Annotated in this window: 13 protein-coding genes; all 13 read right to left on the bottom strand. The window is 62.9% G+C overall.

What is annotated here, in order from left to right:
• Positions 1 to 27: 27 nt before the first annotated feature.
• The 13 genes from ISP25_RS16065 to flgH all read right to left on the bottom strand — a co-directional run bounded on the left by ISP25_RS16065 (position 28) and on the right by flgH (position 13187).
• Positions 28 to 798 (bottom strand): SDR family NAD(P)-dependent oxidoreductase, encoded by a 771-nt coding sequence (locus ISP25_RS16065; RefSeq protein WP_404615308.1) that lies wholly within the window; start codon positions 796 to 798, stop codon positions 28 to 30.
• A gap of 4 nt (positions 799 to 802) precedes the next feature.
• A complete protein-coding gene (locus tag ISP25_RS16060; RefSeq protein ID WP_192159565.1) occupies positions 803 to 1027 on the bottom strand; it encodes an acyl carrier protein in 225 nt (74 codons plus the stop codon).
• Positions 1027 to 2103: a ketoacyl-ACP synthase III gene (locus tag ISP25_RS16055; protein ID WP_404615306.1), complete on the bottom strand. Its 1077-nt coding sequence runs from the start codon at positions 2101 to 2103 to the stop codon at positions 1027 to 1029. Before ISP25_RS16055 ends, ISP25_RS16060 begins: the two co-directional genes overlap by 1 nt.
• Positions 2100 to 2330, bottom strand: coding sequence for an acyl carrier protein (locus ISP25_RS16050; protein WP_192159561.1), 231 nt, complete (start codon positions 2328 to 2330; stop codon positions 2100 to 2102). Before ISP25_RS16050 ends, ISP25_RS16055 begins: the two co-directional genes overlap by 4 nt.
• Complete coding sequence (locus ISP25_RS16045) at positions 2327 to 3145, bottom strand: GNAT family N-acetyltransferase (RefSeq protein WP_404615304.1); 819 nt, start codon at positions 3143 to 3145, stop codon at positions 2327 to 2329. The genes ISP25_RS16050 and ISP25_RS16045 overlap by 4 nt, the downstream gene beginning before the upstream one ends.
• Before the next feature lie 5 nt (positions 3146 to 3150).
• A complete protein-coding gene (locus ISP25_RS16040; protein ID WP_404615302.1) occupies positions 3151 to 4683 on the bottom strand; it encodes an amino acid adenylation domain-containing protein in 1533 nt (510 codons plus the stop codon).
• The gene (locus ISP25_RS16035; protein ID WP_404615300.1) at positions 4680 to 5873 is read right to left on the bottom strand and encodes a DegT/DnrJ/EryC1/StrS family aminotransferase; all 1194 of its coding nucleotides are present in this window, start codon (positions 5871 to 5873) and stop codon (positions 4680 to 4682) included. Before ISP25_RS16035 ends, ISP25_RS16040 begins: the two co-directional genes overlap by 4 nt.
• 397 nt (positions 5874 to 6270) lie before the next feature.
• The gene (locus tag ISP25_RS16030) at positions 6271 to 6936 is read right to left on the bottom strand and encodes a class I SAM-dependent methyltransferase (protein WP_404615298.1); all 666 of its coding nucleotides are present in this window, start codon (positions 6934 to 6936) and stop codon (positions 6271 to 6273) included.
• 274 nt (positions 6937 to 7210) lie between these two features.
• Positions 7211 to 8422, bottom strand: a complete 1212-nt coding sequence (gene flgL / locus ISP25_RS16025) for a flagellar hook-associated protein FlgL (protein ID WP_404615297.1) — start codon at positions 8420 to 8422, stop codon at positions 7211 to 7213.
• A 13-nt stretch (positions 8423 to 8435) separates the two neighbouring features.
• Positions 8436 to 10328 carry a flagellar hook-associated protein FlgK gene (gene flgK / locus ISP25_RS16020; protein ID WP_192159555.1) on the bottom strand — a complete coding sequence of 631 codons (1893 nt, stop codon included), beginning with the start codon at positions 10326 to 10328 and terminating at the stop codon, positions 8436 to 8438.
• A 22-nt stretch (positions 10329 to 10350) separates the two neighbouring features.
• Positions 10351 to 11346: a flagellar assembly peptidoglycan hydrolase FlgJ gene (gene flgJ / locus ISP25_RS16015; RefSeq protein ID WP_404615295.1), complete on the bottom strand. Its 996-nt coding sequence runs from the start codon at positions 11344 to 11346 to the stop codon at positions 10351 to 10353.
• Between the two features lie 12 nt (positions 11347 to 11358).
• Positions 11359 to 12480, bottom strand: a complete 1122-nt coding sequence (locus ISP25_RS16010; RefSeq protein WP_404616330.1) for a flagellar basal body P-ring protein FlgI — start codon at positions 12478 to 12480, stop codon at positions 11359 to 11361.
• A gap of 38 nt (positions 12481 to 12518) precedes the next feature.
• The gene (gene flgH / locus ISP25_RS16005; RefSeq protein ID WP_404615293.1) at positions 12519 to 13187 is read right to left on the bottom strand and encodes a flagellar basal body L-ring protein FlgH; all 669 of its coding nucleotides are present in this window, start codon (positions 13185 to 13187) and stop codon (positions 12519 to 12521) included.
• Positions 13188 to 13200 lie beyond the last annotated feature (13 nt).

The following is a 13200-nucleotide window of genomic DNA, read 5'->3' as shown; positions in this document are numbered from 1 at the left end:
GTTGTTCCCTTGTAATCGGGTGTCCCGTCATTTCGCAAGATAGCCACCGTCGACCACCAGCACCGTGCCGGTGATCCAGCGGCCAGTGGCTGCAACAAGGAAGGCAGCGGCATGGGCGATGTCTTCCGCCTCGCCAAAACCAAGCGGGTGCAAGGCTTCGACGGCATCGCGCTGCGCCGCATCCCAGCCGCGCTCCAGCCGATCGAACATAGGCGTGCGCACGAAGCCGGGTGCAATGCAGTTCACTCGCACGCCTATCGGGGCCAGTTCCAGCGCAAGGGAGCGTGCGAGTCCGTGCAAGGCCGACTTGCTCATCGAGTACGCCACCGAACCGGCGCCGCCGGCCAAGGCCATGATGCTGGAGATGAACACCACCGACCCGCCTCCCTGGCACACGCGCTTGCGAGCCATGTTGCGCGCAAGCGCCAATGCTGCCTCGGTGTTGACCGCGAGGATATGCCGCCAGGTTTCCGGCTTGATGTCCCGCGCCGGCATCACGACCTGGGTTCCCGCCGCGTGAACCATGCCGTGCAGCAACCCGCCTTCGGACACGACCTTGCGCACGAGGGCATCGATGCCGTCAACGTCGGCAAGATCATGAACATGATAGTCATGCCCACCGCCCGGCAGGCTGTCAGCGAGCTCACCGAGCAACCCACCGTCGAGATCAATCAGACTGACACGTGCACCGAGCGCCGCGAACAAACTCGCAGTGGCACGCCCGATGCCGGATGCGGCCCCCGTGACGAGGTAACGGCAATCGGTCAGATCCAGCGGATTGGGTAAAGGCGTATTCACGCGCTCAGCCCGCCCTAGCCCCCGCGGACAGCAGCCGATAGAGGTCTCCGACGGTGGTGGCGCCGCGAATCTCCCGCGCCGCGAATGTGGCGCGGTAGCGCGAATCCGCCATCGCAACCACCGAGAGAACGGCGAGCGAATCCCAGGACTCGAAACCGTCAAGCCGATCATCTTCCTTGACGGTTTCCTCGTCGAGGATATCGGCCATTTCCTTCAGAAACTCTTCCATCAGTGCACCCTTGGATAGTCGATGATGTCGCAGAATGCCAATGGCCCCAATGGAAGCAGCATCGAGCTCCATGTGAGCCCGACGCCGAAGCCGCCGAGTACCGCCGTAAGTGTCTTGTCCAAGACCTGCTCGCGCAGGTTCAGGGCTAGTGCAAGCGGTATCGTGACACCGCTGGAATTGCCGAAATGCTCTACCACGTTGCTCGGCATCTTTGCGTAAGGTACCTGCAACTTGTCGGCCAACTTCTGCAGCATGAACCGGTTGGGCTGATGGAACAGATAGGTGTCCACCGCAGCGGCCTCCGTCTGCGCAGCCGCTAGCAAGGCCTCGATCATCGGGGGCACCTCGGTCTGGACGAAATTGAAGACCGCCGAGCCATCCATCACCAGGTCGTCGCGTGCCCGCAGATTGCCTTCCGCGTCTGCATGCAGCTCGCGCGTCTCCGCGCTCGACGGTTCCCGCATCCCGCCGGCCGGTATCATCAACGCATCGCGCCGGCTGCCGTCCATCTTGAGATTGGCATGGATCGGCGCGTCGTCGCCGCAACGGCCGATCACGGTGATCGACCCGGCATCGCCGATCAAGGGATAGCTGTTGCGGTCGCGCACGGACACCTTCCGGCTCATCACGTCGGCATTCACCAGCACCACGCGACGGATGGCCGGCTGCTCCAGCAGCATGAAAGCCTGGTACAGGCCGATCAGAAAGCCGGCGCAACCCTGGTTGATGTCCATGCAGAACATGTCGTGCTTGAGCCCGAGCCGGCCTTGAATCACGCTGCTGGTGGCCGGCATGAAGTAGTCGGGCGACTGAGTCACCAGGATGAGCGCATCAAAATCGTCGCGACCCAGCAAACCCTGTGCGAACAGATGCTCGAGGCCGTGAACCGCGAGGTCGGACACGCACACCGGGCCATCAACGATCCGATGGCGGTCGTAGCCCATGACTTCCTTGAGCTTCAAAGAGCGCGCACGCGGGAAATCGAACTGGTCCATCTCGTCGACGAACAGGCGCTCGTTGGCTGGCAGCACCGCCAACAGCCCCTCGATCCTTTTCCCGTGGAAGACAAGATTCATGCGTCGACACCGTATCTGCCGAGCAGCAGGCGGATCGCCTGCAGGTTGCAGAAATTCTCCGGCACGATCTGCGTGCCCTCGATGCGGATACCGAACTCGCTGTCCAGATCCGAAACCAGGGCGAGCATGTCGAAAGAATCGAGCATGCCGTCGGCGAGGTAATCCTGCGACGCCGAAAAATCGAACTCGGGGCGGATGCCGGACAGGATATCTAGGATGCTTTTCATCGCGTCGCCGTCTCCGCTCGCCTCACCATGATGCTGTCAATCATGCCGTCTTCGCTGAATCCGTAATGATGGTATTTGGCAATGGCGTCGACGTTGTCGGCGACCACCCACAGCGTAACGCGTCGACTCGATGCGCAGCGGCCGAAAAAGGCATGCATGAGTCGGGACCCGATACCTTGGCCGTGACAATGGCCGGCGACATGCCAATAGCGCAGCACCGCACTCTGTCCCGTGGCCTCCAGGATCAGGAAGCCCGCCAGCTCGCAACCCGCCCGCACCACGAACACGGCACTCGCGGCCACGGCCTCCTGCAGTTCTCGCACGCCTTGTATCTGCTCCGACAAGGGATCCAGCCAACGCTGCATGAAGGCATGCAATGTCGGCACGTCCTCCGCTCGAGCCAGTTCGACGCCCATCACGCCATCCGCTGTCATGGTCGGTACACCCATGCGCTGCATGCGCACCAGTTGCGCATATGGCGCGAACCCATGTCGTCGATATGCCTGGGCAACCCGCTCGATATCTCCCGGCTTGCCGACGAGATCGGCCACCATGAGCTGGTCCGGCATCATCGCGATGAGTTTTCCGAGCGCTGCCGACAATGACGGCTGATCGGATGCCAGGTGGCTGACCCGCAGCAACGGACCATCGTGACGCAATATCAGCAGCGCGCCTTCGCACGGCAGTATCGAGAGCACCCCCTCCGCGCTCCACGCCTCGATCTTCGACGCCGAGGCGAAGAAACTGACGGCGAATTCCGCGCCACTGCGCTCGATCCGGTCCATGGCTTCCAGCAGCACGCCGGCTTCGGTCACGCGTTTCATTGCGGCGAGGACAACAGAATGGCCAGCCCGTTGCGGTCGACCTTGCCGTTGGGGTTTCTCGGCAGGGACGCCATGGAGCGGAATGCCGTGGGTATCATGTATTTCGGAAAGATCTCCGCAAGTCTGCGCCGAATGTGCGCCGGCTCCACATCCGCGGAAAGCACCTCGTAGAACAATGTGATTTCCTTGACGGCCTGGTTGTAAAGCACACAGGCCTGACCGATGCCTTCCACGCAATGCACCTGATGTTCGATCTCCTGCAGATCGATCCGGTATCCCATGTGCTTGATCTGGAAATCCTTGCGCCCAACCAGGAATATCTCGCCGTCTTCGCGACGCCAGGCCACGTCGCCGGTGCGATAGATTCGTTCCGGATAGCGCGTGTTCAACGGGTTTTGCGCGAAGGCCCGGGCCGTCTTGTCCGGGTCATTCCAATACCCGAGCGCAAGCGAACTGCCGCGCACGCATAGCTCGCCACGCTCTCCGGGCGCACATGAATGCCCTTCGTCGTCGAGGATGAGGATGTCGGTGTTTCGACAGGGACGGCCGATGGGTAGCGGCTCGTCATCGTCGAATTCGCGATCGACGATGAAATAGGTGCAGTCGACGTGGATCTCGATGGGTCCGTAGAGGTTGACGAAGCGCGCCTTCGGCAGTGTCCGCCGCCAGTGGTTGAGCTGCTTGGTGGGGAATACCTCGCCGGCGAAGAAGATGTTTTCCAGGGCAGCTAGATCGTACTTTCCGAGCAGATCCAGGTTCGCGATGGCCACCATGATCGAGGGCACCCAGAACAGGAAGCTGATTCGCTGGTCGTGCAGAAATTCGAGCAGGCGAGCCGGGAACGTCGCCGTTTGCTCGGGCACGAAAACGAGTGTCGCCCCCTTGTACAGGCAGAGGAACAACTCAAGGATGTAGATATCGAAATACAGCGGCGAAAGGCTGCCGATGCGCACGCTTTCGTCGAAATCGAAAGTGGCGAACAACCACCCCATGAAGTCGATGGTGCCCCGGTGACTGAGTGCCACACCCTTCGGAGTGCCGGTCGAACCCGATGTATTGATGATGCAGAGCGGATCTGTATCGATAACTCGCCGCAAGCGATCCTGAAGCAGGGCATCGTTGATCTCGCCTTCCAGGAGATCCTCGACGCACGCGATCTCCAGGTCCGGGCCGACGATATCGCGCAGAGTGCCGGCAAGAGCACGCGAGGTAATTGCGCAGGCGGGTCCGATCTTGTCCAGGATATTGCGTATGCGCTGCGCCGGCGACTTGATGTCCAGATTGCAGTAGGCATTGCCGCTATAGACGATGCCCAGGTTCGCGATCACCGTTTCGGCGCATTTGGGCAGGTAGACTGCGACTGCCTGATTGACCTTGTCCAGGCGGCGCACGAGTTGCGTGGCACAGCACCTGGCGTCTGCAGCCAATTCGGCGAACGTGAGCACCCGGCCGCCGTCGACGATCGCAGCCTTGTCGGAAAAGCGCCGCAACGCGCCTTGCTCGAGAAAATCAACGACGTTGAGCATCATGGTCGGATGTCCGTAGCCAGAACCCGTAATGTATCGGCAACGGTGGCGATCACCTCCTCCGTAAGCGCCGCGCCATTGGGCAGCACGACCACGCGCTCGGCGACGAATCGCGTATGTTCGAGCAGCAAACCCGCGTGCGGAAACAGATCCCGATAGGGTTTCATCATGTGGCAGCCTGGCCAGAAGTACTTGCGGGCGAGGATATTCTCCGCGTGCAGTGCCACGATGATGTCGTCGCGAGTGACCGGACAGGACTCGTCCACTTCGATCACCACGTAATGGTGGCTGTTGCGCTCGGCAGGGTCGTAGTCCAGCAGCGAGATGCCCGGTATGCCGGCCAACGCCTCGCGATAGGCTGCGTGGTTGCGCACGTTGGCGGCCACGACCTCGCTGAAGCCGTCGAGATTGGCAAGACCCATCGCGGCGCAGGCCTCGATCATCTTGCCATTGGTTCCCGGATGTATGACGTTGTCATAGCCCTTGAAACCAAAATTGCGCATCAGACGCATGGCCTCGGCCAATTCGTCGTTGTTCGTCACGACGGCACCGCCTTCCATCGTGTTGAAGGCCTTGGTGGCATGAAAACTGAGGACCTCGCATTCGCCAAAGCGACCGATGCTCTGTCCCTGATAAGTGCTGCCGAAGGCGTGCGCTGCGTCGAACATCAACCTCAACCCGTGCTCGTCGGCAATGGCTCGCAATTCCTCCACCGGCGCCGCCCGTCCCCACAAGTGCACGCCGATGATGCCGCTGGTGCGTGGCGTGATCATTCGGCGCACGGCAGCCGGATCAAGGTTGTGGGTAACCGGGTCGATATCGGCAAACACCGGCATGATGTCCTGCCAGTAGAGCGCGTGCGCGGTGGCCACGAAGGTCCACGACGGCACGATCACTTCACCCGACAGGCCCAGCGCGCGGATGGCGATTTCCAGCGCAATGGTGCCGTTGCACATCGCCACACAGTGTTTCACTCCCAAGTGCTCGGCAATCCGCTGCTCGAACTCCTGCACCATCGGGCCGTTGTTGGTCAGCCACTGGTTGTCCAGCACTTGCTCCATGCGGCGCAGGAACGCGTCGCGGTTGCCGATGTTGGGACGCCCTACGTGCAGCGGCTCGGCGAATGCCGGTGGCGCATCGTGAATGGCGAGGTCGGATTTGCTGCGTATGGCCTTGGTCAGCTTGTTCAACACCGGCAACAATCTCCCCGCACGAGTCTGTATCGGACTTGTGCGGCAACGACAGCACAAACCCAGCCTGTCGAGCCAAATGGCGGCGTCAAATCACCGTCGCCACAGGATGCCGACCCAGGTCATAAAGCATGGATCGCGCCAAGCGATTTTACAAAGCCCGACTACTGAATGCGGTTGAACGGACGCGTCTTCCGCACCATCACAAACATCCGCTGCAGGATCTGCAGCAGCCTCTGCGGAAAATGTACGACGACCCCACGGTGCGTAACGGTAATCGCGACCGGATACTCATCGATAACAATGTCGTTGCTGGGCGCAGCCCCGGGACCGGCATGCCCAACCACGTGCCGACGGCATCACCCATAAGCGTCGGCACGCATCCTAGCCGCGCACGATGTCACAGGCGCTGCAGCAGGTAGCTGTTTTCGAAGCCCGCAACCGGGCCAATCACCCGGAAACCATTGAAGTACCCGCCAGCCCGCAGCAGATCGACTGCCGGGCCAACCTCGGGCGAATAAAGGTGATCCCCATAATCGTCGAATACGACGAAACCGCCGCTCACCACACAGGTGGAGTACAGCAGGAAATCGAGCAGCACGTTGCGGCCAGCATGGCCGCCGTCGATGTGCAGCAAAGCAACCTTGGGCGAATTCGCTAGAAAGCGCTCCGCCGCCAGCTCCGAGTACCCGCGTATCAGCGTCGCCTCGGCGAACAGCTTGCCGTGATAAAACCCAAGCTCATCGGCTTGCCGCTCGAGCTCCATCGGATCGATTCCGAACAGGCGCCGCTTCCTGCCGCACATCTGGCTCATGAAGCAAAGCGACTTGCCCTTCCACACGCCGATCTCGACCAGATCCCCCGGTACCTCGCCAATCAGCAGGCAGAGATAGCCCAGCAACTTCACATGATCGTGAAAGGACAATTCCTTGCGTGCCATGGCCAGCGACGACGGCAGCTCCTTTTGCTCCTTTTCGAATATGGCCCCAACCACATCCCAGATGTCGTCGATGCCCTTCTTCACCCGGGCCTCGCCAAACAGGTTCCGCAACGCCGTGTGATCCACGGCTGGAATCATTGATGCCATAACAAGCAAGCTCCCTCATCGAACTCAGGGGACATCATGGAGGGGCCGGACCTGGCCGCGGCCAGCTTCAGGCTGGCATGTGCGGTACCGGCAACGATCGCCACCATGAATCTGCAGCGGATCAGCCGAACTAACGACGGCTCAGACCCTATCTATCGAGCCACGCAGCACGATGGCGTCAAACCGCCAGCCCCGCATATCGGCCCAGATCATGTGAAGCACGGACCGCGCCAACCGTCCGTACCGAAGTCCGCTACTGGATGTAGTTGAACAGACTCATCCCCTGCACCTTCGCAAATACCTGCTGCGAAGCTTGCAATGCGGTGGTTTGCAGCTCCAGCTGGCTGATGGCGCTGGCCATGTCGGTGTCTTGCACGCCGGAGAGCACGGTCTGGTAAGTCAGCGTGAGGCCACTGTAGGAGCTTTGCTGCTGGGTCAGGCGATTCAGGCGGCCGCCCACGTCAGTCTGGGTCGCGGAAACCTGGTTTTGCGCCTGGTCGAGCGATGCCATCTGGACGCTCAGGGTGTTGCTGAGCTGGGTGTTGCTACTGCTGGTGCTGTTCAGCGCATTGATCATGTTCGTCATGGTGGCGAACACGTTCTGCGTCTGGCCGGACTGCACGCTCACCGTGTCGCCGGCGCTGGGCGTGCCGCTCAGGGCGATGCTCATGCCGTTGAAACTGATGCTGCCGCCGTTCTGGTAGGCGCCGGTGGCCACCGTGTTGCCGCCGGCGTCCGTAGCTGTCCAGTTGCCCGAGGCGTCGAAGCTGATCGTGTAGTTCACCGGGCCTGCGGCAGTGGCCGCATTCCAGGCATTCGCATCGGTGACGCTGTTGGCACCCACCAGCAGGGTGCCCGTGTTGCCGGCCGCGGCACTGGCGACGAACGAGCCGTTGCCCTGCGGAATGTTCATGAACAAGGCAGCGCCATTGTCGCTGTCGGGAAGGTTCAGGCCGCTGCCGATGGTCGCCATCTGGTTGGAGCCGTTGCCGTTGTAAGTCACCGAGCCATTGTTGTTGAGCACGAACGGCGTGGTGGTGGTGCTGGTGCCCGCGAACAGCGCGTTGCCGTTGGCATCGGAGGTGTTGGCCAGCTGTACCAGTTGTGCGCGGATCTGCACGAGCTGGGTGGCCATGTCCTGGCGATCGGACGTCGACAACGTGCCGTTGATGCCCTGGATCGCCATCGAGCGCGCTTGGTTGAGCAGCGAATTGAAGGAATCGAGCGTGCTGCTCTCGGTAGAGAGCCGCGCATTGGCGTTGTTGATGTTGGAAGTGTATTGCGCGTTGTTGGCCAGCACGTGGTTGAGCGACACCACCTCGGTGGCACCGGCCGGATCGTCGGAAGCCAGATTGATGCGCTGACCGCTGCTCACCTGGTTCTGCGTGTCGGCGATCGACGCCTGCTGGCTGAGCATGGAACCCAGCGCCTGCTGGTACATCCAACTGGTGGAAACTCGGATCATGGGGACGCTCCCACTAGGCCTGGATGGCGGTGATGAGGCTGGAAAACAGGGTCTGCGAGGTGGAGATCACCTGCGCGGAAGCCTGGTAGGCCTGCTGGTATTTGATGAGGTTGGCCGCCTCCTGATCCAGGTTGACGCCCGCCAGGCTTTGCTGCGCGCTGGTCGCCTGGTTGTAGAGGCCGGTCTGGGTGGTGAGATTGCTGGAGGCCATGCTGCCCGCCAAGCCGATCTGGTTAGTCAGGTTGGCGTAGGCCCCGACCGTGGTGGTCTTGCCGCCATCGAGCACGCCGACGTTGCCCAGCCCGGCCATGGTCAGCGCGTTGGAGTTGTCGTTCAGGCCGCTGCTGTTCTCGGCCACGGTGAAGCTGTCGCCACTGGCCGGGGTGCCGCTGAGACTCATGCTCCAGCCGTCGAACTGGATCGGCGTGCCGCTGGTATAGGTGCCGGTGGTGGTATTGCCCGCACCGTCGGTGACGGTGTAGCTGTTGCCTGCGCCAAACGTCACCGTGGCGCCGGAGAACAGGTTGGCGTTGGTGCTGTCCGCCACGTTCACCGAACTCACCGTGGCACCGCCGGTGTTGGCGCTGGCGGGCGTGCCGATCAATGCCGCAGCCGCGGCGATGGCATTGGGGTCGCTGGTAGCCACCGAGATACCGGAAGCCGCGTTTTGGGTCGGCAGGATCTGGAAGCTGTCGCCGACCTGCGCGCCATTGGACACCGTGAAGGTAAGGCCGTTGGCCGATAGCGTGCCGTTGGCATTGGCGGTCATCGCCACCGAGGTGCCGCTGGTGGTCGCCAGCGACCAGCCGTTGACCGAGGGCGAGGTGCTGCTTCCGGTATAGGTGAGTATGTAGTTGTCGTTGGTGAGCGACGAAATGTCGCTCACGCTGGCGCTCACCGTGGCGGTGCCCAGGTTGGCCTTCATCGCGGCCACACTCGGATACGGCACCACGAAGATCGGCTGGCCATTGGCCCCGGTCAGGGTCAGGCCATTCGACTGCTGTGTGTTGACGCTCTGCGCCACCGCCAGTGCGGTGCGCCCCAGTTGGTTCTGCGCCGCATCGAGCGTGTTGGTCCGGTACGACAACAATGCGCCCAACGTGCCGCCGGAAAGGCTGGAGGTGATGTCGGTGCCGCTGGCATTGAGCACGTCGGTGGTGCTGGTGTCGTAGGGGCTGCTACCCACCTGGAAACCGTAAGAATAGCTGCCGCTCACCATCACCTGCCCGGAGGTGCTGTAGATGCTCAGCGTGCCGTCGGGCTGCGCGGCGACAGAGATGCCGGTATCTCCAGCCAGCTGGTTGACCAGTTGATCGCGCTGGTCGAGCAGCGCGTTGGGCTGGGTGCTGCCGGCCTGGCTGATGCTGGTATTGAGTGTGGCGATCTGCTGCACCACCGAGTTGATGTCGTTGACGGTGCTGGAAATCTGCGTGTTGATCTGTTGGCGCTGCTGGTCGAGCTGCTGGCCGAAGGTATTGAAAGCGGCGGTTAGCGTGGATGCGTCACCCAGCAAGGCCTGTCGCGAGGAAAGGTCGCTGGGCGAATTGGCCACGTCGTTGAAGCCACCGTAGAAGCTGTCCAGCGCGGTCTGCAGGTTGCCGCTGTTCTGCAACAGGCCGTTCAGCGCGGTGGTGAGGTTGTCGGTGGTGGTGGCGCCCTGCATGGTGCTGTTGCTGCTCCACAGCGCCTGCGTGAGGTATTGGCTGTAGGCGCGCTGCACGCCGATCACGTCCACACCGGTGCCCATGGTGTAGCGACCATTGTTCTGGCCCACCATGTCCACTTGCTGGACGCTCTGTTCGCTGTAGCCCGCGGTACTGGCATTGGCAATGTTGTTGCCGGTGACCTGCAGGGCGAGCTGGGCCGCATTGAGCCCGGTGACACCGATGTTTAACAGGCTGGACATGACCGAAACCTCCGGAATTCGACTACTGGTTCGGCAGGCCAGCCGGGATCTTTAGGGCCGCCAGCGCCTGGTGCATCTGCGAACTGTTGGCGATGGCACTGATCTTCTCGGCGTAGTCGGGGTCGGTGGCATAGCCACCTTGCGCCAGCGCATTGGCAAAGCCTCGCACGTCGTCGCCATGACCCTTCGCCGCCGCGTAGCGCGGGTTGGAGGCGATCAGCGAGGCGTAGTCCTGGAATGACTGCGCCGGCGAGCTGTAGGCGCGGAACTGTGCATGCCGGCGCACCGCCACGCCATCTTCGTACTCCAGTGTGGGTACGCTGACCTTCTGGCCGTCCCAGCTGCCGCCGGCTTTCATGCCGAACAGGTTGAAGCTGGTGGAGCCGTCGGAGCTGCGCGGCATGTGCTTGCCCCATTGGGTTTCCAGTGCCGCCTGGGCCAGCACGGTGCGTACCGACACACCCAGCTTCTGGGCGGCCGCTTCGGCGTAGGGCGCCAGCGCGCGCACGAACTCCTGCGCGTCCTGCGGCAACCATTTCATCGCGCTGCGGCCCAGTTCACGCCCCGCCTCGACCACATTGGCGAGGCGACGCTGGAACTGGTCGGCATTGGCGGGCAGCTTGGTGGGGTCGCCGATGCCGTCGGGATCGTCCGCCGAGCCGCTCGCACCGCCAGCGGCACCTGCCGCCGACGCGTTCTGTCCACCCAGCTGGCGAACCAGCATCTGCGCGATGCCCAGCCCCTTGCCGCTCTGGGAGAGGCTTACCGAAAGCTGCTGGTCGAACAAGTCGCGGTACGTCTTGCCGGCGTCGCTGTCGCCCATCGCGTCGCCAAGGCTGTCGCTGGCTTCGCGCATGGACTTCAGCATCATCTGGGTGAACATGGCCTCGAACTGCTTGGCCACCGCCGGCAACACCGCCTTGCTGTCGCTCTGGGCCTGCGCACGCAGCCGGTTGAACCCGGACAGATCGGTCCAGGTGCTCAGCGAATTGTTGGAAGGCAGCGCGGCGTCGCTCATGGCAGTGGCTGGCTAGATGACCACCAGATCCGCATGCAGCGCGCCGGCTTGCTTCAGCGCCTGCAAGATCGAGATCAGGTCGCTGGGCGAGGCGCCCACCTGGTTCACCGCGCGCACGATGGTGTCCAGGCTCACACCCGGGCCGAACTTGAACATGTGGCCGCCATCCTCGCTGACCTGCACGTTGCTGGAGGGAACCACCACGGTCTGGCCCTTGCTGAAGGCCCCTGGCTGGCTGACCTGCGGTTGCTCGCTGATGGTGACCTGGATGGAGCCATGCGCCACCGCGGCTGCGGAAACGCGCACATCCGAACCAATCACCACGGTGCCGGTGCGCGAGTTCACCACCACCCGCGCGGGTGGGTCGCCCGGAGTCACGTCCAGGTTCTGGATGGTGCCCAGCCACGCCACTTTCTGGGTGGGATCCTGCGGCACGCGCACGTCCACCGTGCCGCCGTCCACCGCGCGCGCGGTGCCCGAGCCGTAGGTGCGGTTGATCGTGCTCACGATGCGCGACACGGTGGTGAAGTCCGGCGAGTTCAGGTTCAGCCGCAGGTCGTCCGTACCCGCGAATGCGGAAGGTACGCTGCGCTCTACCGTGGCGCCGCCGGGAATGCGGCCGCTGGCGGAGATGTTCTTCTCCACGCTGCTGCCACTCTTGCCCTTTGCGGTGATGCCGCCCACTACCACACTACCCTGGGCAATCGCATAGACGTTGCCGTCGGCGCCGCGCAGCGGCGACATCAGCAGTTCGCCGCCGCGGATGCTCTTTGCGTTGCCGATCGAGGCCACGGTGACGTCGATGGCCTGGCCCGGCTTGGCGAACGGCGGCAGTTCGGCGGTGATGGTCACCGCCGCCGCATTCTTCAGCTGCGGCGCCGTCACGCCTGCCGGAATGTTGACGCCGAATTGCTGCAGCATGTTCTCCACGCTCTGCGTGGTGAACGGCGTCTGCGTAGTCTGGTCGCCGGAACCGTCCAGACCCACCACCAGGCCGTAGCCGATCAGCTGGTTGCTGCGCACTCCACCCACCGAGGCAAGGTCGCGGATCTTGTCGGCGCGGGCCGGGGCGGCAGGAAATGCGAGCAGCGCGACGACGAGCCCAAGCGCAACGGATTGCAACCACTTGCGCATCGGCGCAACAGCGACGGCAGCGGAGCCACGAGCGTTCATCAGAAAGGCATCCACTTGGAGTTGAAGAAACGCGACAGCCAACCCTGCGTGTTCGCATCGGCCAAGGTGCCGCGACCGGTATAGGAGATCTGCGCGTCGGCGACGCGCGTGGAGGGCACGGAATTGTCCTGCCCGATGTCCTGCGGGCGCACGATACCGGCGATGCGGATCAGCTCCTGGCCCTGGTTGATGGTGAGCCACTTCTCGCCGCGCACCATCAGGGTGCCGTTGGCCAGGCGCTTCACCACGGTGACGGTGATGTTGCCGGTGAGCTGGTTGCTCTGGCTGCTGGAACCGGTGCCGTCGAAGCTGCGATCGCCGTCGGTAGACACCGCGGCGCCGTTGATCGTGCGACCGAGGATGGTGGGTGCACCGAAGCTGGTCTTGTCGGTCTTGCTGGTACTGGTGCTGGCTTTCTTGACGGCCTGCGTGTTTTCCACCAGCGCGATGGTCAGTACGTCGCCGGTACGATGCGCGCGCGAATCGGAGAACAGCTCCATGCCCTGCTCGTCGTGGTAGATCGAGCCATCGGCAGGTGGCGCCGACTGCGCCGGCTCCGGCGGCGTGGCAGCCCACGTCGCATCGTCGCGCTTCTGCTGCTGCAGAACAGCGCAGCCGGACAGCAAGAGCAGGGCGAAGGCGAGAGCGAAATACCGGAAAAGGGCCATGGTACGCACGTTG

It is taken from the genome of Rhodanobacter hydrolyticus, assembly GCF_044904645.1.
This window is presented reverse-complemented; position numbering and strand designations above follow the sequence as displayed.

Bases quoted from the DNA above. Each gene is read 5' to 3' on its own strand.
- ISP25_RS16060 (WP_192159565.1), bottom strand. From the start codon at position 1,027: ATGGAAGAGTTTCTGAAGGAAATGGCCGATATCCTCGACGAGGAAACC.
- flgJ (WP_404615295.1), bottom strand. From the start codon at position 11,346: ATGAGCGACGCCGCGCTGCCTTCCAACAATTCGCTGAGCACCTGGACC.
- ISP25_RS16010 (WP_404616330.1), bottom strand. From the start codon at position 12,480: ATGCGCAAGTGGTTGCAATCCGTTGCGCTTGGGCTCGTCGTCGCGCTG.
- ISP25_RS16040 (WP_404615302.1), bottom strand. From the start codon at position 4,683: ATGATGCTCAACGTCGTTGATTTTCTCGAGCAAGGCGCGTTGCGGCGC.
- flgK (WP_192159555.1), bottom strand. From the start codon at position 10,328: ATGTCCAGCCTGTTAAACATCGGTGTCACCGGGCTCAATGCGGCCCAG.
- flgH (WP_404615293.1), bottom strand. From the start codon at position 13,187: ATGGCCCTTTTCCGGTATTTCGCTCTCGCCTTCGCCCTGCTCTTGCTG.
- ISP25_RS16050 (WP_192159561.1), bottom strand. From the start codon at position 2,330: ATGAAAAGCATCCTAGATATCCTGTCCGGCATCCGCCCCGAGTTCGAT.
- flgL (WP_404615297.1), bottom strand. From the start codon at position 8,422: ATGATCCGAGTTTCCACCAGTTGGATGTACCAGCAGGCGCTGGGTTCC.
- ISP25_RS16055 (WP_404615306.1), bottom strand. From the start codon at position 2,103: ATGAATCTTGTCTTCCACGGGAAAAGGATCGAGGGGCTGTTGGCGGTG.